Genomic DNA, 21103 nt, shown 5'->3' with positions numbered 1-21103 from the left:
GGTATGTTGCTACAAGTCACCCACGAAACCCGCTACGACTACCAACCTGCGGTAGAAACGGCGCAGCATGTGCTGTGTTTGCGCCCCATCCAAACCGCCTGCCAGCAGGTGCTGGAGCATCAATTGGACATTCATCCGCGCCCGGCCTCGCGCACCGAGCGCCAAGATGTATTTGGCAACCACCAATGCCAGTTTTCTATGCAAAGTCCGCACGAAAGCTTGCGCGTGGTGGCACACAGTGCCATCCAAACCCAAGCACCCGCACCCATGCAAAGTAAGCAACCGTGGGAGATGGTGCGTGAAAATCTGCGTTACCAACATGGCATGGTGTATGACCCAGCGGTAGAGTTCACCTTTCCATCGGCCTACATTCCACGCCATGCTGAATTTGTTCACTACGCGCAGCCCAGTTTTCGGGCAGGTCGCCCCTTGCTGGATGCTGCGCGCGAATTGATGCAACGCATCTACCAAGACTTTACCTATGCCGCGCAAAGTACCGAAATCAATACCCCGGCACGCACCGCCTTGGCGCAGCGCAAGGGCGTATGCCAAGATTTTGCCCAAATTTTGATTGCTTGCTTGCGTAGTTTGGGGTTGCCGGGGCGTTACGTCAGTGGCTACCTGCTGACTACGCCCCCGCCGGGCAAGCCACGTTTGATTGGCAGCGATGCCTCGCACGCTTGGGCGCAGGTGTATCTGCCCGATGTGCAGGCCCAACACCCCGGCCAAGGCTGGTACGACCTTGACCCGACCAACCACCGCGACGGCTGGGGCACGCCGGGCGAAGACTATGTGACCGTGGCACGCGGGCGCGATTACAGCGATGTGGCCCCGATGCGCGGCGTGATTCATGGCGGCACGCGCCACACCCTGCATGTGGGCGTGACGGTGGCCCCAGTGGAAGAAGAGTTGGCCGAGTTAGACGGCTAAGGCGTGCTTGGATTTACCACTGTGCGCGCAAGCCGGCATACAAGCCTCGGCTGTGCAGGGTGAACAACGGCAAATTGGCATTTTGCGCCACCGCCTCTAGGCCAGCTAAAGCGGCCAGACGTGGCATCAGCTGGTGCTGCACCTCTAGGCGTAGCGTAAAGCGCTGGATGTTGCGCTGGCGGTTGTTAGACAGCAAGGGACTGTAACCCTGCGCGTCTCGGCTGTGGCTGGTCTCGGCATCCAACAGCCAAGTCGTAGCGGCACTGCTCATCATGCTGGTATGAAAGCGCACGCCATATTGGTTTTGTGCCCCACCGGGGCGGGTGCTGTCTTGGGGGCGGTCTTGGCCAGCGCGGGCGCTGAGTTGCCAATACAGTTGACCGCCTGCCGGAGTGCAACCCCATTGCCCACTGACACCCGCATAACGGCCCGAGAGGCCAGGGTTGCTGTGCAATTGGCGATTTTGCCCATCCAGCCCCAAACGCAAAGCACAGGCAGGGGCGGCGCTAGTGCTGCTGGTGCTGGCGTTGTGAGCTGCCCACTCTAAACCCACAGCCAGACCTTGGCTACGGTAACGGGTGCCCGCATGGGTTTGTAAGCTGGCCAAGCTGGCGCTGGCATAGTGGCCCCAATCGGTAGCGCTGGCGGGGCGAATGTGTTCTAGCTGCAATTCGGTCTGGGTACTGTTGGCTGCGTTCAGATGGGGGCTGTTGCGTTGCAATGCGGCGGCTTGAATCTCCCAACGGCTGCCGTCGGCCTGTGGACGCACATGGTGCAAGCGCACATCAACGCGGCTAAACCAACTGGGGCGCGGCAGGCTACTGGCTTCTAGGGGCAAGGTGATGGTTTCGGTGGGCAAAGTCAGGCTAATTTGCCCCAAATTGGGCGCACCCAACAAGTTGCTATCGTGGCCCCAGCGTAGCCCCGCGCTGATGCGCGTACCGGGCAAAGGCAGCGCCCCGGCTCCGCTGACCCACAGTTGACTGGTACGTGCCAAATTTTGGCGCAAACTACCAGGCAATGCCGGGTTGTTTTGCAGCGCCAGCACCAAATTAAGCGCCGAGGCCACATCGCCACTGCCAGCCAAGGCCAAGGCATAGTCTAGTTGGGTGTCGGGGTTGTCTGGGTCAAACAGCAGGGCGCGCTCTAGCGGCTCTATCGCCTCGGTGTGGCGCTGTTGCAGGTTGTACAGGTGGCCCAAGCGGGCCAAGTAGGCTGGGTAGGTGTAGCAACGTTGTAGCTGGCTGGCCAAGGCATCCGCATCCAAGGTATCGAGCAGGGCCGGGCTGGTGCAGGCCGGTTGCAGCGCTGCAAACGCTGGCGATGGCGCTTGCAACCCTTGGGCTTGTGCGCCCAGCAGCCAGCACAGCGCAGCACTGGCCGTGCTACAACGGAGGATGGCAGAGCGGCAAACATCAAACAAGGGGAGAAGCGGAGGCATCCAAGGGGTGGGCATAAATGTGGTGCGGTACGCGCATACCATCCAGCAAAAAAGTGCCCATAGACTGTAACCCAGCACCGCCGACTTGGGCCGCCAGCCCTTCACCCACCAAAATAGGGTGGGATAAATCAGCGGTCATGCCCACCAAGCGACTGGCAATCGTCACCGTGCGCCCCATCACCATGTGGGTGCGGCGGCTGGCCAAACCAAACGAGCCAGCCATCGCCGGGCCTGTCTCGACCCCTACGCCCAAACTGAGGGGTTCCAAACCGGCAGGGGCTGGGTCGGGCAAAATGCCTTGCACGGCTTGCAGCAAATCAATCGCTGCTTGCAAGGCTTGTTGGGCGTGGTTGGTATGGCTGGCGGTGTCGTTGTGGCGCAATTCACCGTTCCAGACGGCCAAAATGGCATCGCCCTGAAACGCCTCAATCACGCCACCGTGGCTTTGTACTACCCGGGTGGCAGCGGCAAAAAAGGCGTGCAATACAGCAGCGGCTTCTTCGGGCGGACGTGCTTCACAATAGGCCGAAAAGTTGCGAATATCGGCAAACAATACACTGACTTGGCGCGTTTGTGCCTCGATGGCGCTGGAGGGGTGTTGCAAGGCCAGTGCTGCCGCCACCGGAGCGGGCAAATAGCTAGACAAGTGGGCATACAGGCGGTCGCGGTCTATGCGGCTTTGCGCGTGTTCTAGCACGCCCCAGTAAATGCCAGCGAACAGCACAAACAACACTGGGGTCGTCCAACCCAACCACCAACCGGCCAAAGTTTGCAAAGCCCCATGCAGCAACCACAGCAGCAAGGCCAAACCGACACCCGCCAGCGGCAGCAGGTACACCGGCGCACGCCGGGCGCGCGCGGCCATGCGCTGTGACACCGCCCCTTGTGCTGGCAGCTTGGCTGGGCGCACCAAGGCATAAAGCAAGGCCACGCTGCTCAGGGCAGCCAAGGCTTGCAGCAGCGGCGCGATGCGGGGGGTAGCAGGTACACGGCCATCCATCAGGGCGGTCAATAATTGGGCATGGGCTTGCAAGCCCGAGGCAACGCCGCCAAACGGGGTGGCAATGGTGTCATTGAGGCCAAAGGCACTGCTACCCACCAGCACCCAAGCGCCAGCTAACAAAGGTGGCGGCACCCGTCCGGCCAGCACATCGGCAGCAGACAGGCTGATAAAACTGTCAGGATGCAAACGCCACGGAATACGCAAATCGCCTTGCTCGTTCAGTGGGACTTGGCCTAGCACCGGGTTGCCCGTGAGCAACCACGGCGCTTGCAACCAGTGGCCGCGTTGCAGGGCCACGTGTGGCTCGGCCCCAGCGTGCATCAGGGCCGCCAGTGCGAGCGCGGGATAGGCTTGGCTACCCATGCAAATGATGGCTGGCTGGTGGCGCAAAATGCCATCGTGGGCAATGCGCGGGGTGATATGGCCCACCACCGGGGGCGGTTTTGTGCTGGACGCAGCGGCCAGCAAGGCAGGCGCATTGGCCAAATAACCTTGGGCCGAGGCAAACGGTGCCGGACAGCTGGGCCAAACCAGCGCTCCGGCCAAGTGGCCCACCGAGGGCGTGCCCCCTTGCTCTAGGGCAAACACCTGCGCCAGCACCGGTTGGTGCCGGGCTATGGCTTGGGCCAGCGGGGCATCATCTGCACGCGGCGTGGTAAAAACGATGTCTAAAATTTGCTGGCGTGCGCCCAACTGGGCCAATTGCTCAATCAGACGGGCTTGGGTGGCACGCGGCCAAGGCCAAGGGCCAATTTCGGACAAGCTGCGCTCGTCAATATCGACCACCACCAAGCGGCGCTCTTGGGTATGCTCGGCCATAAAAGCCCAAGCCCAATCGCCGCTGCGCTCTTCTAGCGCCTGCAACCACGGCGCGGCCAGCAGTTGCAGCGCCAAGCAACTCAGGCCCGCCAGCAGCAAGCCGCCCAAAAAAACACCGTGGCGCTGGAGTGGTTTGAAGTAACGCACTTAACGGCCCCAGAGCGTCACGCCTTGCAGCACATTAAAGCCGATAGGCTTTTGGAAGGTATAGCCCGCTTCGCGGCCATCGGTGGTGATGGCACCGGCCAAGGTGGCATTGCCGCCAGTGGCTTGGAGCAGACCGCTGGGCAAGACGTTGCCGCTCGCGTTGATGTTTTGTGCGCCAATGCGCGGGTTGCTCAAATCTAAGCTGGTGCCAAAGGTGCTGCGGCCAAAATCTACCGTGAGGCTGGCCTTGTGTATATCAACCGCCTCCGCAGGCACGCCCAAGCCACGCGCCAAATGGGCCGTGGCTTGGGCCAAGCGGAAGTTGACCACAGGCTCGGCAGGGTTGGCCGCTACCAAGGTAGCACTGCCACCGGGGGGCCGGTAAAGGGTATAGGCATCGTTGCTTGTCACTTTTTCTAGCCCTTGGGCCAGTGCATAAGTTAAAAAGCGGGTAAAGGTATCGCTGCTGGGTTTGTGCATCCAACTGTAACGCACCCATGTGAGCTGTTGCACCTGCGGTGGTTGAATCACCACAGGGGGTTGCTCGGGTTCGGGCGGCGGCGGCGGCGGTGGAGGTGGAGGTGGAGGTGGAGGTGGAGGTGGAGGTGGAGGTGGAGGTGGAGGCGGAGGCGGTGGTGGTGGTGGTGGCGGTGGTGGCGGCACCGGGTCAGGGGCTGGTGCCGGGTCAGGAGCGGGTGCCGGAGCAGGAGCGGGTGCTTGTGGCGGCGGTGGTACGTAAGCGGCCACGCTGGCCCCCAGCGTTTCATTGGTCAGGCTTTGTGGGCTGGCAGTCGTCTCGGGGCTGGCCTCTGCGGCACGAGTGGCAGCAGATGCAGGCGCAGTTGAAGATGCAACCGCACTCGGGGCGCTGGCTACGGTGGTGTTGCGGGTAGCAGACTCTGGCCCCCCCGTGGCGATGGTGTGCGTGGGAGCAACCGGCAAGCGCGCAGCCGCCACCAACACCGGTACACTTTGGCTGCGCGCCAGCTCCAGCATCTGGCCCTTCATATCCGCCGTGAGGAGCTTGGCTTGGCCATTGAGGCAAGGGCCAACACTGGCCCCACATTCGCCCAGCAAGGGGGCCAAGGTGATGGCACCGGTATAAACACTGGCGGCCGTGGCATCGGCACTGGAGCGCACCACAAAATCGGTACCCTTGACCCCAATGGCGGCCACCGGGGTATTGAGGCGAAAACGCTCGCGCGCGGCCTCGCCCCAAGCACCGGTAATAGAGCGCACCACGCCCTCGTCTAAGCGAAACTTAATGGCCCCCTGCTCAGGTTGGCTGGCAGAATGGCTGTAGCTTTCAATGTGCAGGCGGCTGGCCGGGCGCACACTCAGGCGGCCACCATCGACAAAACGCAGCAATACATGCCCCCCATCGGGGGTTTCGATACGGTCGCCCACGTGGATGGCCGTGCCGCGCTCTAACGGGCGCGGGCTACCATCGCTGCCCAGTACACGGGCCAAGCCAATCACCATCGTGGCCTCGCCAACCATAGCGGGCTGTGCCTGGGGGGTGGCCCCTACCTGCCCACCTGCGCCCAAGCTGACCAGCACCAGCAAGGCACGAGAGGGTCGCAAAAGAGGGTGTTGCATGGAGAATAACCTTTCAAAGCCCCAAAGTGGCCAAAGTAGCGGGGCTGTGCCAATTTTCCTGCAAACACGCTGGCGGCCTTGTGCGTACCGTCACATCCCAATACCGCAGAGTGCCAATAAACCGCCATGCTGGTGCCATACTGCGCTTTTATTGATCAGAATGCCGGTCTCTTTACAGCTGCTCTCGCAATTTACGCTGCTCCAGCCCTTGCCGCGCGAGGCGCTGGAGCCTCTGTCTGCGCGCATGAGTTTGCGCCAGTTTGCACGCCGGGGCATGGTGATGAGCAAAGACAGCCCGGTGCAAGAATTGGGTTTTTTGGTCGATGGCCGCTTGCAAGGGGTGGACTTCACCGTCGATGGCCGCAGCGTGGGCATGTATTTTGTCGATCCGGGCGATTACTTTGGCGAGTTGTCCTTGGTCGATGGGCAAGCGCCGTCCGAGTTTGTGGTGGCGGCGGTCAAATCCACTGTAGCCTTTTTGGATGCAAGCGCAGCACGCGAGCTGATTTTGGGCCACCCGGCACTGGCCCAAGCGGTGATGGTGCGGCTGGCGCAGCGGGTACGCACCGTGATGGCACAACGCACTTTGCTGGGTTTGCCCAACCCGTTTCAGCGCCTGTGCGTATTAATCTTACAATTGCCCCAGCGCTTGGTCGATGGCGTGGCAGAAATTGAACAGCCACCCACCCACCAAGAGCTGGCCATCATGATCAACGCCAGCCGCGAGACGGTAACCAGGGCGTTTCAGGTGCTTTTTTTACACAAGGTGCTGGTGCGCGAAGGCAACGCCCTGCGCCTGACACAACCTACCTTGCTCAAGGATATTGCCGAAGGCCGGGCCGATCCGCCCAAGGCGTGAGCCTGTCCTGCCTGCGGTTTTTTAACATGGTGATTGCTTGAACTCCCTGCTGCTTTCTCTTTGGCCTTGGCGCCATCGCAGCCTCATTGCACAACTGGCCGGACGCGAAATCCACGCCCGTTATCGCCAATCTTGGCTAGGCTTGTTGTGGCTGGTTATCACACCGCTGCTGATGTTGGGTATTTATACCTTGGTATTTAGGCATATTATGCGCGTGCGCTGGTATGGCCTAGAAGAGAGTAATTTGGCCTTTGCCCTGCGTATTTATGCCGGGCTGGCGGTATTTAATTTCTTTGCCGAGTGTATTAATCGCGCCCCCAGTTTGGTGCTAGAACAGCCCCATTTGGTGAAAAAAGTGGTCTTCCCACTAGAAATTTTGCCCTGGGTCAGTGCCAGCAGTGCGGCGGCTGGCTTGGGCGTGTCTGGGTTGTTGCTGCTGGCTTGCACCGCCGTGCTGAATGATGGCGGCTTGCCCGTTACGGCGCTGGCGCTGCCGCTGGTCTGGTTACCGTTGTTACCACTGGTATTGGGGCTGGGGTGGCTGTTTAGTGGAGTTGGAACCTATGTGCGCGATGTCGGCCAGCTGCTGGGCATGGCCGTTAGTGCGCTGATGTTTCTCAGCCCGATTTTCTTTCCAGTCGAAGCCCTGCCCGAGGCGGTGCGCGACTGGATGCTGCTCAACCCCTTGGCATGGGTAATGACTGGCACACGCGAGGTGCTGCTACAAGGCCAGTGGCCCAACTGGCAGGCATTGGGCTGTTTGTTTGCAGCCTGTACGCTGCTGGCTGGTTTAGGCGCGGTATTTTTCCGCAAGGTAAGAACGGGGTTTGCTGATGTTGTCTGATTTGGCTATCGAAGCGCATGGCGTGGGCAAGCGCTTCTCTTTGTTTAACCATCCCAAAGACCGGCTCAAGCAATTACTCTGGGGGCGCTATAAACAATACAGCCGTGATTTTTGGGCGCTGCAAGATGTCAGTTTTGATATTCGGCGCGGTGAAGTTGTCGGGCTGGTGGGGCGCAATGGTGCAGGAAAATCAACCTTGCTACAAATGGTTTGCGGCACCTTGATACCCACCACAGGCAACTTAGCGGTGCGTGGGCGGGTGGCGGCGCTGCTGGAATTGGGGGCTGGTTTCAGCCCCGATTTTAGTGGGCTAGAGAATGTGTACATGAACGCCGCTATTTTGGGCCTGAGCCGTCCACAGGTAGATGAGCGGCTAGACAGCATTTTGGCCTTTGCCGATATTGGGCCATTTATTCACCAACCGGTTAAAACCTATTCTAGTGGCATGTTTGTACGGCTGGCCTTTGCCGTCGCCACCAGCGTAGATCCAGATATTTTGGTGATTGACGAAGCGCTGTCGGTGGGTGATGGGGCGTTTGCACGTAAATCGTTTGATCGTATCATGGCGCTGAAAGAAAATGGAGCCACCATTTTATTTTGCTCGCACGCCATGTACCACATCCAAGCACTGTGTTCGCGCGTGCTCTGGTTAGAAAGTGGCAAAATGCGTATGTGGGATACAGCGGCCAAAGTCACCACGGCTTACGAAACCTCGCTGATTGCTGAAAATGCCCCCAAAACAGCCACCTCGCCCTCCTCTACTCTGGCTGCAAGCACCGCACCTGCAACAACAACACCAGCAGAAGAAAGCGCAGCAGAAGAAAGTACGGTCGAGACCATAACATCCCCGCCGCCGCCGCAAGGCACGGCACATATTAAAAACATTGAGGCTTGTGCAGATGGCATCATCGGCCGAGAATTGGTGGTTCAATCCGATCAAACAACCCTCAAAGTGACGGTTCACTTTGCCAGCGACCCAGAATTGCCCTGCCCTTCGGTGGCTTTTGGCATTATCCATGCCAGTGGAACGGCGGTGTCCAGTGCTGGTAGCTTTAATGATAAATTGGTTTTGCAAAGAAATGCCAATGGCGAAGGAAAAGTGACGATTGTTTTTCCAAAAATTTCTTTATTGCAAGGAGAGTATTGGGTTGATGTTTATTTGGTATGCGAGCGCGCCTTGCATATTTATACAGCCGCAGAAAAATTAATCAAACTGCATGTGATTCAAAATGGCATGGAATTTGGCTTGATAACTTTATCACGCCAATGGGAAATACAAAAAGGAGAATAAAATTGAATCACAGGCTATGGTCCATCCATGAAATGCAGGCCACAGATGCCGCAGAAATTCGCGCCTTATTTTTACATGTGTTTCAACATGAAATGAGCGAATCTTTATGGAACTGGAAGTATGCGGAAGGACGCGGCTGTGCGCTGATTGTGCGCGATAAACAGGGGAAATTGATTGGCCACTATGGCGGAAACATTAGAAATGTTATTTTTAATGGCAAACCCGTACAAACGATGCAAGGCGTTGATGTAATGGTAGATCATCAGGCGCGGGGCATCATGACCAAAAACGGCGTTTTCTCTACCATGACCCGCGAGTTTGCCAACCATTTTTATGGCTACGACCGTCCTAATTTATTTCCGATTGGCTTTCCCAGTGATAGGCACATGAAAATTGGCGAGCTGCACAAAATTTATGTGTCCGTGGATACCGTGCATGAATTGTCTTGGCCCCAAGCAAAAGAAATATCCTTGCCGTGGTGGCAATCTATTGTTCAACTAAATCCATCGTCCCCCAAAGACCAAGCGGCCATCAATCACCTTTGGAAAATTCAAGCCAAGGACCTTTCAGATTTGATTTTGCCTATCAGGGATTTTCAACAATGGAAATACCGGTTCATTGACCATCCCAGCAAAAAATATGATATTTTTATTTTAAAAAATAAAATAACCAAAAACCCAATCGCAGCATGGGTAGTCTGCCCCAACACAGACAAAGAAAACTCTTCAGAATTGTTGGACACCCTCAGTGCCAAAAAAGAAATTCCAACGGTTTTACATGCAGCACGCTACACAGCCCAGCAACAAAACAAAAATTTACACAGCTGGTTGAGCAGTGTTCCGGTGGCTCTTTTCAAAACCAATGATTGCACAGTGCATGATATTGGTGTTCGTGTACCGACGCAAATTGTGCGCCCGGCCCCAGCCCCCGAAGAACTAAAAAATCGGTGGTGGCTGACCGGGGGCGATACCGATTTTAAATAATTGGTATTGGCAAAATCGCCAATGATTAATTATTTTAAGAAATTTAATGATTGAATGGTATCGACGAAACCAGCCTGTGTAATGGGATGGGCTAAAGTAGTGCGCCACTTCGGGTGCCACGCGCAGTAGCACTTCGGTGGTTTGGCGGGTAAACCAGACATCATTTTGGTGGTCGATGTAGTCCTGATGCTCAGGCTTGGGGCTAAAGCGGCTGGCCTTGTCCACTTCTAGCCCTTGGACCAGCGCCACGCTAAAGTTTTTCAGCAGCGCACCTTCTTCAGCCGCCAGATACCAAATGCCGTTTTTGTGGATGAGCCGGTAAGGTTGGGCCAAGCGTGGCTTGTCTTTGTAGATAAAGTGGCATTCGTGGCGCTGCTCAATCGCACTTTGCAGCAGGGCAAAGGTGGTGCTTTGGCGTTCTAAATCTTCGTGCGAGGTCGCTTGTACCTGGGTGGCGCGTTGTGGCGTGGGGGTTTCCAGTTGCCCCAGCAAGTAAGGCAGGCTGGAATCGGGAAACAGATGCTCAGTGCCTGCCAACTGCGCGTACTGGTGCAGGTACTGGGCCGGAACGGTGCTGCGCCGGTGGCGGGCCAATTGCCATTGGCCTTCTGGGTTGCGCTCGGCAATGTCGCGCAGGCGCTCGCCCAAGTCGCGCTCAATGGTGCGTACATCCACGCCAAACTGTTGCGCCAACAGGTGCTTGTCCAAGCTGCCACCTTGGTGCAGCAGCGCCAAGATATGCGACAGGCGTTGGGCCAGTTTTTCTCCTTTGGCGCTGGCTGGGTGCTGGGCAGGGTGGTTCATGGGTGTGGTGGCGTAGGGCGATGAGCCACTTTACACGGCAGCTGCGACAGGTGGTGTCGATACCTCCGGTGCAGATGTAACAAGGACATAAAAAAACGCATGGCCTCCATTCTGCTATACATATGCAGCAAGTTCGACGCTACATAATTTGCACTTTGCCAAAAGTGTGTAGCAGAAAACTGCTATCCAAGTCTTGGCTCTACGCACCATTCTGCAAAGCACCATTTTTCCATTTTTACCATGTCCGATACCCCCAACCAACGCCCCCTCTGGCTGCAGCAACTGCTGCACGGCCCCCACGCTCTAGCCCCCGATGCCAGTTGTACCGAAACCCATATCTCTTGGGTGGTGTTGGCGGGTGAACAAGCCGTGAAGTTCAAAAAACCGCTGGACATGGGCTTTTTGAATTTCAGCACCTTGGCATTGCGCCACCATGCCTGTTTAGAAGAATTGCGTATCAATGCGCGCACGGCACCGCAGTTGTACCAGTGCGTGGTGGCGGTTCTGGGGTCGCAAGAAGCGCCGCGTCTGGTTCCGGTGGCGCAGTTGACGGCGGCACAGCAAGCCGAAGTGATCGAATATGGCGTACAAATGCAGCGCTTTGGAGCCGACCAACTGCTGGCCCAGCAATTGGCCGCAGGCCAGTTAGAAACCAGCCATTTGAGCGCACTGGCCGAACAGGTAGCCCAGCTACACGCACAAGCCGCCGTGGCCCCGGCAGGCAGTGACTGGGGTAGCCCCGCCGCAGTGCGCCAGCAATCGCAAGCCAATTTAGATGCTTTGGCCCGTTTACCCTTGAGCGATGCCGACCGGGCCACCTTAGCCGCCCTGAGCGACTGGACGCAGCAAGAAGGCGAGCGCTTAATGCCCTTGTTTGCCCAGCGCCAACAAGATGGCCATGTGCGCGAAGGCCACGGTGACTTGCATTTGGGCAATTTGGTACTGCTGGACGGCACGCCGCAGCTGTTCGATGCGATTGAGTTCAGTGAATCGCTGCGCTGGATTGACACCGTGGCCGATGGAGCATTCTTGGTCATGGACTTGCACGCCCAAGGTCGCCCTGATTTGGCTTGGCATTTTCTGAATGCGTGGCTAGAGCAATCGGGCGACTATGCCAGCTTGCCCTTGCTGCCGTGGTATTTGGTTTATCGTGCTTTGGTGCGCGCGATGGTGGCCGGTTTTCGCTTGGACCAAGTGCAGGGGGAAGCCGCCCAAGCGCAAGTGTGGCAAGAAGTGCGCCGCTACATGGCCTTGGCCGAGCAACTGCGCCAACCGCGTCCGCGTTGGTTGTGGTTGGCCCACGGGGTTTCCGGTTCAGGCAAAAGCCGCCACAGCGCCCGCTTGGTGGCCGAGCGCGGCATGGTGCGCTTGCGCGCCGATGCCGAGCGCAAGCGCCTGTTTGGTCTGGCCCCCACGGCCTCCAGTGTGGGCGCGGTGCCCGGTGGCATTTACACCCCAGAAGCCAGCCAGCGCACCTACCAGCGGTTAGCACAATTGGCCGCGCAGGTACTGCAAGCCGGGTTCCCGGTATTGGTCGATGCCACCTTTTTGGCACAAGGCCAGCGGGCGCAACTGTTGGCGGTAGCGGCACAGCAACAAGTGCCGTGTCGCATTTTGGCTTTCGATGCCCCACCCGAGGTGCTGCGTGAGCGCGTGCAACGCCGTCTGGCCAAAGGTGGCAATCCTTCCGAGGCCACGCTAGAGGTGTTAGAAGCCCAACTGGCCGCGCGCGAACCCTTGAATGCCGCCGAGCAAGCCTTGACCGTACTGGCCGATACCACGCAAGACCTTGATTGGAATGCCTTGCTGCCGCTCAATCCAACCCTAGCCTAGGAAACAGGTAGAGCAAGCTGCTGGTCATGACGATATAGCGCAGCAGCTTGCCCAGCGCCATATAAGCTACACAGGGCCAAAACGGTAGGCGCAACCAACCAGCCAGCAGGCACAGCGGGTCGCCCACCACCGGCAACCAACTGAGCAGGCAGGCTTTGGGGCCAAAGCGGCGCAACCAAACGCGGGCCATGCGCTCGTGGCGTGAGTTGGGTTGCGGTTTTTCTGGCGCAGGGGCGGCTGCCAAGCCTTGCGCTGCTTGCCGCCGCTGGCGTGCAGCCCGCCAAGCCCGGTGTGCGCCCAAGCCCATCCACCAGTTCAAGGCTCCGCCCAAGGTGTTGCCCAAGGTGGCCACGACAATGGCCGGCCAAAACAAGGCCGGGTTGAGCTGAATCAGGCCAAACACCACCGGCTCGGAACCCAAGGGCAGCAGGGTTGCCGAAGCAAACGACACCACAAAAACCGTACTCAGGCCCAACTGCGGCAGCGCCAGCAGCTCTAGCAGGTGTTGTAGCCAGATTTCCATGATGGGCGCGAGTGTAGTCGGCCCCGCTGGTCTATGCCAGCAAAGAGCAAGGCGCCCGTCCCCGTTTAGAGTAAACGTTGCTGCAACGAAGCATCAGCCAAGGGCCGCAAGCGGGCATAGTCCAATAATTCGGCCAAATGGGCACCCTTGGCCTGCCATTCGTAGACCACGTTTTCGGCCAGTAGCACGTAATGCCACAGCAGGCCCTGCCGGTGTTCTGGGGCCAAGTTGTTGATGCACTCGCACCAGGCCACGGCAGCCTTGAGTTTGCGTTGCACATTTGGTAATGATGTGCGGAAAGTAAAGTTTGCGCTTGTGCTTGCCGGTGCCGACATCGTTGTACGGCGTGGCCGAAAAATCTACCTGCACAAAGCGCCGTCCTTTGGGGGCGGCAATACGTGTGAGGCTTTTTTGCCATTCGACTTCGGTGGTTTCGCCCTCGCGCTTGAACTCGTGGATATGGTGTGCCTCGTCGTTGAACACCATCAGCTCGGGCAAGGCGGCCAGAAACTCCAACACATTGCCGCGTGCATAGCGCCGGTCTAACACCTCTAAACTGTTGCCGGTGGCGCGGCCGGGCATCAGGGGCAACACTTGGGTTACTACTTGGTGGGCGGGCAAGGGTGCGCCGGGGGCTTGCACCTCGGTCAGTGCTGGGGTTTCGTCTTCGCCTTCGGCCAGCAAATGCCAATTGCTGATGGCAATCATGCCGTTGCCGGTGGTTTTCAGGCCGATTTCGGTTTTGGCGCAGACGTTGCCGCGCACAAAGGCAAACACCGCTTCGCGCTGCGCTTCTGGGATGAACAAATCGGCATAGCGGGCCACGTCCGAGCTGGCAAAATCCCGCGTTCCGCTGGCGCTACCCGCCACCAGTTTGCCGCAAAAGGCATCCAGCAGGCGTTCATAGACAATCAGCCCCGGTGCTACCACCATGAAATGCCGGGTAAAGCGTGCATCGTCTTATCCCTGCGCCAGTGCGGCGTTTTTGTTGAGCAATTGCCAAATCAGCAAGGCTTGCAACACCCACGTTTTGGCGGTGCCGGTGGCCATCTTGCAGCAGTATTTGGGGTGGGCGTGTTTGGCGGCATCCACTTCGTGCAGGCGCTGGCCCGACAGCAGGGCTTCGGGGGCCACTTGCTGGTACAAGTCTTTGAGTGTGGCCGCGCCCAGCACTTCATGGGCCACGATGGCATTGAGGATGGCTTGCTTTTGCCCAGCATGAAAGTTCAGGCTGCTACGGCTGGCGCTTTGCTCCTCGCCAAACCACCAGTGCAGTAGTTCTGCTGTGGTGGACGTGACCAGCTCCAAAATATCCGCCGCGCCGTGTTCTAGGCCCAAGCAGAGTTGCTGGGTGCGGGCCGTGAGGGCGGCTGCCAAGGCCAAGGGGTTTTGTGTTTCGCTCATACCGCGTGACTTACTTGAATCAATGAACTACAATTGTGGTAACGGAAGAAAGGATGGTTGTATGAGCACCCTCTCGGTTCGTATTGACGAAACCTTGGTGCAAGCCGCGCGCGCTAGCGCCAAGGCTGAATTTCGCACCGTGCAAGGCCAGATTGAGTACTGGGCTAAAGTAGGTCGGGCCGCACTGGACAACCCGGATTTGCCGGTTTCTTTCATTGCCGAAAGCCTGATGAGCTTGGCCGAGCCGCGCACAGACAGCACGCCTTTTGTACCGCGCAGCCAGCAGCTGGCCGATACCCCCCAACCATGAGTTGGCAAGTGCAGCAAACGCGGCGTTTTGCCCGTGTTTACAAAAAACTGACCAACCCCATGTTGATTGCCGATACCGACACAGCGGTGGCCACCGTGGCACAAAACCCAGAGGTGGGCGAACGCAAGAAAGGCGACTTGGCCCAGTTGTGGGTACACAAGTTTCGTAGCCAAGGGCAGCTTTACTTGTTGGGTTACACCCGCGAGGATGAAGTGCGCTTGGTCTATTTGGAAGCCTTGGGGCCGCACGAAAACTTCTACCGGGATTTGAAGCGCTAATCCATAGCCATCCAGTTCTCACCCCGCCACCTCCACCGTTACCACGGCTTCGGCTTCAAAGCCAAACACATCCACGGCGCGCACGCACACGCGGCGCGCACCGGGTTGTGCGGGCAAGGTCAGCGCGGCTTGCGTGACCACGCGCAGCGCGTCGCCGTCGTTGGCGGTGTTGCCCCGGTAGTCTTGCCAAACGGAGCGAAACACCTGCCCGTTCTAGAAGGGCAATAGGCTTCTGTGTGTTGTAGTCGACGCGCTCAATCGACTGCGACGCAACGGCGTTAACGTCCGTCCATATCGATTGGATCGGAACCCCCTTCATTTCATCCAAATATCTCTTATATCGAGGAACACCGCCTTCTTTCTTTGGCCAAGCAATTCGTCCCTTGGCATCCAATTCATCCAACTTCGCAATCTGGAACTTCCAATGATTGCCTCGTGCGTTCGGATCGATTCCTCGCCACGGCAATCCTGACGACCCACGCCGAATGCCTGCTGCCATCAAGTCACTGAGCGTGTAGCGTCGACCAGTTCCCTCTTCGATGTTGCGATACGCAGACTCAAGGTAGTCTCTGATCGTATTCAGCGTACTGGGTTTCAAAGTGAAGGTTCTCCGTCTTAGAAAAAAAGAAAACTACGTCATGGATGTGGTTGTAGGTTTCCGAATCGCTGCGCGCTGATGTTCGCTTCCAGATGAGTTCATTTTGGAAATTTTCTCGTCCTAACACCTCATCCAAAACCAGCTTGACGTAATGCCCCACATGCCAATCCAGATGCACATAGATGGAGCCGGTATCGGCCAGCAGCTCGCGCATCAAAATCAGGCGCGGCGTAATCATCGCTAGATAGGAGGCGGTGCCATCGCTCCAAGTATCGGAGTAGGCAAACTGCTCAATCACCGTCGGTTTTTGTTCCAACTCCAGCCCCGGTAGCGTGACTTTGGTGCGGTAATCCGCCTTGCTGTCAAACGGTGGGTCGATGTAAATCAAATCCACCTTGCCGCGCAAGCTGGGCTGGTCGTCATCACCCGCCAACAGCGCCGCCATCGCCAACAGGTTATCGCCATAAATTAAGCGATTGGCCCACGGGGTGGCTATGGCGGCGGTTGCGCCCAAGCTGGGCTGTGGGCTATCGAGCAATGCTGCCTGTCCGGGCGCGAACACCTCGCGCTGGGCGACCCGGCTTTGCTGGGTAATCCAGTCTTGCGCCGCGCTGTCTTTGGCGGGCAGCACCACCTCGCGGGTTTGCAGGCGCACGCGCTGGCGGCTTTCCAGACTCTCCAAGATGCGTTCGGCTTGTTTGCGCCCGTTGGCGACGATTTCGGGCAGTTGTTCGAGCAGGGACTTGGGCATGGGTGGTACTTGCATCAGCGGTAGCCCGTGCTACAGCCAATTCAACTGAAAGTTCAATAGAAAATTCAATCTATCGTACAACACAAAGTTCAATGCAAATTCCATCGAAATTTAATGTTTCGGTATGGATCAAAAGTTGGAATTTGCTAACCGTTTGCGTGCCGCAATGGTGGCAGCGGGTTTGGAGCCGCGCCCTGGGGTGTTGTTGAACTTGTTCAATACCCACTACTGGGGCCGTTCGGTGACGTTTCAGGCCGTATCGCGCTGGTTGCGTGGCGGGGCCATTCCGGAGCAGGACAAGCTCATCACGCTGGCAAAAGTGTTGAAAATTGAACCAGAAGTCCTACGCTTCGGCGAGGGCGTGCGTCAGTCAGTGCAAGAACACCGCCAGCGCTGGGATGAGGGCGTAGGCTACCTAGAGCGCGAAACCTTCGATGCCTTTTTGCAACTGCCCGCCCCGCAGCGCAAAATCATCCGCGAAGTCATTTTGACCTTCGCGCAGGTACACAAGCCGTAGCTTGGGCTACGCATGTAACCCAACATCCACACCCACGGCAACAACCCTTGCCTAATTTTTCAGTGGCTCTGCTCAAAATTTAAGCAGCTACAATCCTGCCTTCTTTTTCAGCAGCAGCGCTGCGCTGGCTGCCTTCTGGCTTTTTTTTCATGCACATTGGCCCCATCCCTCTGGAAAACCGTTTGTTTGCTGCCCCAATGGCGGGCGTAACCGACCGGCCTTTCCGTCAGCTTTGCCGCGCCCTGGGGGCCGGTTATGCCGTCAGTGAGATGGTGACCTCGCGCAAAGACCTGTGGAACAGCCTGAAAACCTCGCGCCGTGCCAACCACGAGGGCGAACCCGGCCCGATTGCCGTGCAAATTGCCGGTACCGAGGCCGCCATGATGGCCGAGGCTGCTGTCTATAACATCGACCGGGGCGCACAAATCATCGACATCAACATGGGCTGCCCGGCCAAAAAAGTATGCAACAAATGGGCTGGCTCGGCCTTGATGCAAAACGAAACCTTGGCGGTAGAGATTGCTGCGGCCGTGGTCAAGGCTTGTCTGCCGCATGGTGTGCCCGTGACGCTCAAAATGCGGACTGGCTGGTGTCAACAGCATAAAAATGCCGTGGCCTTGGCACGCCAGCTGGAGGCCGTGGGCATCCAAATGCTCACGGTGCATGGCCGCACGCGCGAGCAAGGCTACAAGGGCCAAGCCGAATACGACACCATCGCCGCCGTCAAGCAAGCCGTGCGTGTGCCGGTGGTGGCCAATGGCGACATCGACAGCCCAGAAAAGGCCCTGGCCGTCTTGGCTGCCACCGGGGCCGATGCCCTGATGGTGGGCCGTGCCGCCCAAGGCAGACCGTGGATTTTTCGGGAAATTGGCCATTTTTTGGCCACCGGCCAACACCTGCCCCCGCCCACCGTGGCCGAGGTGCGCTGCCTGCTGCTAGAGCATCTGCAAGACCATTACCAACTGTATGGCGAAAGCACCGGCGTGCGTAGCGCCCGCAAACACATTGCTTGGTATGTGCGTGGCCTGCCCGGTGGCGAAGCCCTGCGCCAACACATCAACGCGCTGGACGACTGCGCCAGCCAAGCCCAAGCGGTGGCTGATTACTTTGCCGCCTTAGGCCAGCAAATGGAACGTTTACCCGCAGCGGCCTCGTCCTCTCTTGTTGAACCCGAAGAATGCACTGTATGAGCAAAATCACCCTAGAAGAATCCGTGCGTGACAACCTGCAAGACTACTTTCGTGATTTGGACGGCGAAACCCCGGTCAATGTGTATGACATGGTGCTGCTGTTGGTAGAAAAGCCCTTGCTCGAAGTGGTGATGCAACAAGCCGAGCAAAACCAATCGCGTGCCGCGCAATGGTTGGGCCTGAACCGCAACACCTTGCGTAAAAAGCTGGTAGAACACCAATTGCTTTAACCCGGTTTTTTGACCTCCATCCCTATTTTTTTCCATCCATCCCTACCCACCAAAACCATGCGAGCCCTCCTTTCTGTCTCCGACAAAACCGGCATTGTTGAATTTGCCCAAGCCCTGCACGCCCTGAATGTGCAATTGCTGTCCACTGGCGGCACCGCCAAACTGTTGGCCGAAGCGGGCTTGCCCGTGACCGAAGTGGCCGAAGTCACCCAGTTCCCTGAGATGCTGGATGGCCGCGTCAAAACCCTGCACCCCAAAGTGCATGGCGGCTTGCTGGCGCGCCGCGACCTGCCCGCGCACATGGCGGCCTTGCAAGAACACGGCATCGACACCATCGACCTGCTGGTGGTCAATTTGTACCCGTTTGAAGCCACGGTGGCCAAAGTCGGTTGCACGCTGGCCGATGCCATCGAAAACATCGACATCGGTGGCCCGGCGATGGTGCGCTCCGCTGCCAAAAACTGGCAAGACGTGGGCGTGGTGACCGATGCCAGCCAATACCCTGCCGTGATTGACGAGCTGCACAAGCTGGGCAAACTGTCCAACGCTTTGCGCTTTGGCCTGTCGGTGGCGGCTTTTAACCGCATCAGCCAATACGACGGGGCTATCAGCAATTACCTGTCGAGCGTGCAGTTCGAAGAAGAAAAATTGAACGAAGATTATGTGCCGCAAATGGCCGTCTTCCCCGGTCAAGCCAATATGTACACCGTCAAGGTGCAAGACCTGCGCTATGGCGAGAACAGCCACCAACAAGCCGCTTGGTACCGCGACTTAAATCCGCCCGCAGGCTCTTTGGCCACCGGCGTGCAGTTGCAGGGCAAAGAACTCAGCTACAACAACATCGCCGATGCCGATGCAGCGTGGGAATGCGTCAAGAGTTTTGACGAACCCGCTTGCGTCATCGTCAAGCACGCCAACCCCTGCGGTGTGGCCGTGGGCCAAGACGCGCTGGAGTGCTATACCAAAGCCTTCCAAACCGACCCCACTAGCGCCTTTGGCGGCATCATCGCCTTTAACCGTCCGGTGGATGGTGCCGCCGCGCAAGCGGTGTCCAAGCAGTTTGTTGAAGTGTTGATGGCCCCGCACTTCACCGCCGAGGCTTTGGAGGTGTTCAAATCCAAGGCCAATGTGCGCCTGCTGCGGATTGAGCTGCCCGACCACTATGGCAGCGTGCGTAACGCCATCGAGACCAAGCGCGTCGGTTCTGGCATTTTGATGCAAACCGGCGATAACCATGTGCTGACCTTGGCCGACCTGAAGGTGGTGACCGTCAAGCAACCCACCCCCAGCGAACTGCAAGACCTGTTGTTTGCCTGGAAGGTAGCGCAATACGTCAAGAGCAACGCCATCGTATTCTGCAAAAACGGCATGACGATGGGGGTGGGCGCAGGCCAAATGAGCCGCCTTGATTCGGCGCGCATTGCCAGTATCAAGTCCCAAGCGGCAGACTTGTCGCTGGAGGGCACGGTGGTGGCCAGCGATGCCTTCTTCCCGTTCCGCGATGGTTTGGATGTGGTGGTAGAAGCTGGTGCGACTTGCGTTGCCCAACCCGGCGGCTCGATGCGCGACCAAGAAGTGATTGACGCGGCCAACGAGCGTGGTGTGGCAATGGTCTTTACCGGCGTGCGCCACTTCCGCCATTAAACACAGGCACAGCGCGTCATTTTTATGGGTTCTGTGCGTCGCCATCAGGCCGTTACGCTGCTGCAAGCCTCGCAAGAGGCTCCGGCATTGGCCTCTTTGTTGGCGCTGGTGCGCGAGTCTAGCCAGCGGCTAGAAGCGATAACGCCTTTGATTCCGGTACTCCTGCGCCCCAGCGTGCAGGCTGGCCCCATTGAAGGCGATACGTGGTGCCTGATGGTGAAGAATAATGCAGTGGCGGCCAAAATGCGCCAATTGCTGCCACTGCTGCAAGCGCGCCTGCAAGCCCAAGGCTGGCAGGTCAATACTATTCGGCTCAAAATTCAGGGCTAACGTCGCCCACCTCGCTACCTGTCCGCTTCAGTCAAGGTGCAATGGGGCAGGGGTGCGCGCACCGCTCATTAAAATTTAGGTGCATCGTTTCGCAAAATTTTTAAATTTTCTACGTTGGTAGGCGTATTGAATTCTTTTTGTCTGGTCGGGTCTGTTTTTACATTGAGGTTAAGCTGCATAAACCATGAATGTTGATGCTTATTTTCTCTGCTAGATGTGTAAAACTCAATTGCTTCCCCAATATCAATAATTTCTTTAAAATTGTTTTCATCGAATTTAGCCAAGCCAAGGCTAAAATCATTGTGTGCTTTGGCGTAAGCGAAGGCATTTTTAGAAAACTCTTGAGTTCCAATTCTTAATTTTTCGGATTGATTCAAAATTTCATTGAGTCGCTGCTTTTGAGCGGTTGAAATAACAGATTTTCCAGGAGTTACTAACAAACTTCCATCGGAATTTAGAGTAAAACCAAAATCGAGTGATGCTAAATCTGGAGCAGCAGTCTTAAGCGTTTGCTTAAAATCTTTCCAAACATTGCCAAGGCTTTGCAAGCCCATGTCGGCAGCCTGCTGTATTTCATTTATTTTTTCAAAATCTGGAAGTACGGGCGCTTTATAATTTTTCACTTCTGCCAGATAGCTATACGTCAAATGGTGGTGGTAAAATTTCAAATGTTTTCAATTTTTTTTGTTTTTAAAATTATTAACTTCTAAATAAAAGATTTAAATTATACTTTCGTATAAAAAGATGAGTGACAAGGTTGTGAAATTCATCGGAT

23 protein-coding genes are annotated in these 21103 nt (G+C 57.2%); 13 read left to right on the top strand and 10 right to left on the bottom strand.

The window, feature by feature from the left end; translation table 11 throughout:
- The first annotated feature begins 3 nt into the window (after positions 1-3).
- Positions 4-930, top strand: coding sequence for a transglutaminase family protein (locus PHX60_RS10385; protein ID WP_300077208.1), 927 nt, complete (start codon positions 4-6; stop codon positions 928-930).
- 13 nt (positions 931-943) lie between these two features.
- Here the strand turns inward: PHX60_RS10385 and PHX60_RS10380 are convergent, their stop codons facing one another.
- Genes PHX60_RS10380 through PHX60_RS10370 form a run of 3 tightly spaced genes read right to left on the bottom strand, consistent with a single transcriptional unit; the run spans position 944 to position 5939 of the window.
- The gene (locus PHX60_RS10380) at positions 944-2371 is read right to left on the bottom strand and encodes a tetratricopeptide repeat protein (protein ID WP_300077207.1); all 1428 of its coding nucleotides are present in this window, start codon (positions 2369-2371) and stop codon (positions 944-946) included.
- On the bottom strand, positions 2346-4340 hold the full coding sequence (locus PHX60_RS10375; RefSeq protein ID WP_300077206.1) for an adenylate/guanylate cyclase domain-containing protein: 1995 nt from the start codon (positions 4338-4340) through the stop codon (positions 2346-2348). The genes PHX60_RS10380 and PHX60_RS10375 overlap by 26 nt, the downstream gene beginning before the upstream one ends.
- Positions 4341-5939, bottom strand: a complete 1599-nt coding sequence (locus tag PHX60_RS10370; protein WP_300077205.1) for a FecR domain-containing protein — start codon at positions 5937-5939, stop codon at positions 4341-4343.
- 160 nt (positions 5940-6099) lie between these two features.
- On the opposite strand from PHX60_RS10370, the gene PHX60_RS10365 reads away from it, so the two are divergent.
- From PHX60_RS10365 to PHX60_RS10350, 4 genes are read left to right on the top strand one after another with little or no spacing between them, the layout of a single operon-like run.
- Entirely contained in the window at positions 6100-6798 is a 699-nt protein-coding gene (locus PHX60_RS10365; RefSeq protein ID WP_300077204.1) for a Crp/Fnr family transcriptional regulator, read from the top strand.
- Between the two features lie 37 nt (positions 6799-6835).
- A complete protein-coding gene (locus PHX60_RS10360; RefSeq protein ID WP_300077203.1) occupies positions 6836-7642 on the top strand; it encodes an ABC transporter permease in 807 nt (268 codons plus the stop codon).
- Positions 7632-8933 carry an ABC transporter ATP-binding protein gene (locus tag PHX60_RS10355; protein ID WP_300077202.1) on the top strand — a complete coding sequence of 434 codons (1302 nt, stop codon included), beginning with the start codon at positions 7632-7634 and terminating at the stop codon, positions 8931-8933. The genes PHX60_RS10360 and PHX60_RS10355 overlap by 11 nt, the downstream gene beginning before the upstream one ends.
- Positions 8934-8965: 32 nt before the next feature.
- Positions 8966-9916, top strand: a complete 951-nt coding sequence (locus tag PHX60_RS10350; protein ID WP_300077201.1) for a GNAT family N-acetyltransferase — start codon at positions 8966-8968, stop codon at positions 9914-9916.
- Here the strand turns inward: PHX60_RS10350 and PHX60_RS10345 are convergent.
- Positions 9869-10720 (bottom strand): WYL domain-containing protein, encoded by an 852-nt coding sequence (locus tag PHX60_RS10345; RefSeq protein WP_300077200.1) that lies wholly within the window; start codon positions 10718-10720, stop codon positions 9869-9871. The two genes, PHX60_RS10350 and PHX60_RS10345, sit on opposite strands and share 48 nt — an antisense overlap.
- Positions 10721-10960: 240 nt before the next feature.
- On the opposite strand from PHX60_RS10345, the gene PHX60_RS10340 reads away from it, so the two are divergent.
- The gene (locus tag PHX60_RS10340) at positions 10961-12553 is read left to right on the top strand and encodes a bifunctional aminoglycoside phosphotransferase/ATP-binding protein (protein WP_300077199.1); all 1593 of its coding nucleotides are present in this window, start codon (positions 10961-10963) and stop codon (positions 12551-12553) included.
- On the opposite strand, the gene PHX60_RS10335 is transcribed toward PHX60_RS10340, so the two are convergent.
- The 3 genes from PHX60_RS10335 to PHX60_RS16010 all read right to left on the bottom strand — a co-directional run bounded on the left by PHX60_RS10335 (position 12534) and on the right by PHX60_RS16010 (position 14480).
- Positions 12534-13076, bottom strand: a complete 543-nt coding sequence (locus PHX60_RS10335; RefSeq protein WP_300077198.1) for a YqaA family protein — start codon at positions 13074-13076, stop codon at positions 12534-12536. The two genes, PHX60_RS10340 and PHX60_RS10335, sit on opposite strands and share 20 nt — an antisense overlap.
- A 93-nt stretch (positions 13077-13169) precedes the next feature.
- Positions 13170-14009, bottom strand: a complete 840-nt coding sequence (locus tag PHX60_RS16015) for a hypothetical protein (RefSeq protein ID WP_366144379.1) — start codon at positions 14007-14009, stop codon at positions 13170-13172.
- Positions 14010-14036: 27 nt separating this feature from the next.
- Positions 14037-14480: a hypothetical protein gene (locus tag PHX60_RS16010; RefSeq protein ID WP_366144378.1), complete on the bottom strand. Its 444-nt coding sequence runs from the start codon at positions 14478-14480 to the stop codon at positions 14037-14039.
- 61 nt (positions 14481-14541) lie between these two features.
- Here PHX60_RS16010 and PHX60_RS10325 point away from each other — a divergent pair, with 61 nt between their 5' ends.
- Both PHX60_RS10325 and PHX60_RS10320 read left to right on the top strand, forming a co-directional pair.
- A complete protein-coding gene (locus PHX60_RS10325; protein ID WP_300077197.1) occupies positions 14542-14790 on the top strand; it encodes a ParD-like family protein in 249 nt (82 codons plus the stop codon).
- Positions 14787-15068, top strand: a complete 282-nt coding sequence (locus tag PHX60_RS10320; protein WP_300077196.1) for a type II toxin-antitoxin system RelE/ParE family toxin — start codon at positions 14787-14789, stop codon at positions 15066-15068. The genes PHX60_RS10325 and PHX60_RS10320 overlap by 4 nt, the downstream gene beginning before the upstream one ends.
- Positions 15069-15086: 18 nt before the next feature.
- On the opposite strand, the gene PHX60_RS10315 is transcribed toward PHX60_RS10320, so the two are convergent.
- Both PHX60_RS10315 and PHX60_RS10310 read right to left on the bottom strand, forming a co-directional pair.
- Positions 15087-15272 (bottom strand): hypothetical protein, encoded by a 186-nt coding sequence (locus PHX60_RS10315; RefSeq protein WP_300077195.1) that lies wholly within the window; start codon positions 15270-15272, stop codon positions 15087-15089.
- 353 nt (positions 15273-15625) lie between these two features.
- A complete protein-coding gene (locus PHX60_RS10310; RefSeq protein WP_300077194.1) occupies positions 15626-16417 on the bottom strand; it encodes a site-specific DNA-methyltransferase in 792 nt (263 codons plus the stop codon).
- A gap of 136 nt (positions 16418-16553) precedes the next feature.
- On the opposite strand from PHX60_RS10310, the gene PHX60_RS10305 reads away from it, so the two are divergent.
- From PHX60_RS10305 to PHX60_RS10285, 5 genes are all read left to right on the top strand, one after another.
- Positions 16554-16934: a helix-turn-helix domain-containing protein gene (locus PHX60_RS10305; protein ID WP_300077193.1), complete on the top strand. Its 381-nt coding sequence runs from the start codon at positions 16554-16556 to the stop codon at positions 16932-16934.
- A gap of 149 nt (positions 16935-17083) precedes the next feature.
- Complete coding sequence (gene dusB, locus PHX60_RS10300) at positions 17084-18124, top strand: tRNA dihydrouridine synthase DusB (protein WP_300077192.1); 1041 nt, start codon at positions 17084-17086, stop codon at positions 18122-18124.
- Positions 18121-18354: a Fis family transcriptional regulator gene (locus PHX60_RS10295; protein WP_300077191.1), complete on the top strand. Its 234-nt coding sequence runs from the start codon at positions 18121-18123 to the stop codon at positions 18352-18354. Before dusB ends, PHX60_RS10295 begins: the two co-directional genes overlap by 4 nt.
- A 57-nt stretch (positions 18355-18411) precedes the next feature.
- A complete protein-coding gene (gene purH / locus PHX60_RS10290; protein ID WP_300077190.1) occupies positions 18412-19998 on the top strand; it encodes a bifunctional phosphoribosylaminoimidazolecarboxamide formyltransferase/IMP cyclohydrolase in 1587 nt (528 codons plus the stop codon).
- A 24-nt stretch (positions 19999-20022) separates the two neighbouring features.
- A complete protein-coding gene (locus tag PHX60_RS10285; RefSeq protein WP_300077189.1) occupies positions 20023-20328 on the top strand; it encodes a hypothetical protein in 306 nt (101 codons plus the stop codon).
- Between the two features lie 68 nt (positions 20329-20396).
- Here the strand turns inward: PHX60_RS10285 and PHX60_RS10280 are convergent, their stop codons facing one another.
- Entirely contained in the window at positions 20397-20996 is a 600-nt protein-coding gene (locus PHX60_RS10280; protein ID WP_300077188.1) for a hypothetical protein, read from the bottom strand.
- Positions 20997-21103 lie beyond the last annotated feature (107 nt).

The sequence above is a fragment of the Giesbergeria sp. genome (genome assembly GCF_028686475.1).
Taxonomy (GTDB): Bacteria; Pseudomonadota; Gammaproteobacteria; order Burkholderiales; family Burkholderiaceae_C; genus Simplicispira.
Note: the sequence above shows the minus strand (reverse complement) of the source record. Positions and strands in the feature narration are given on the sequence as shown.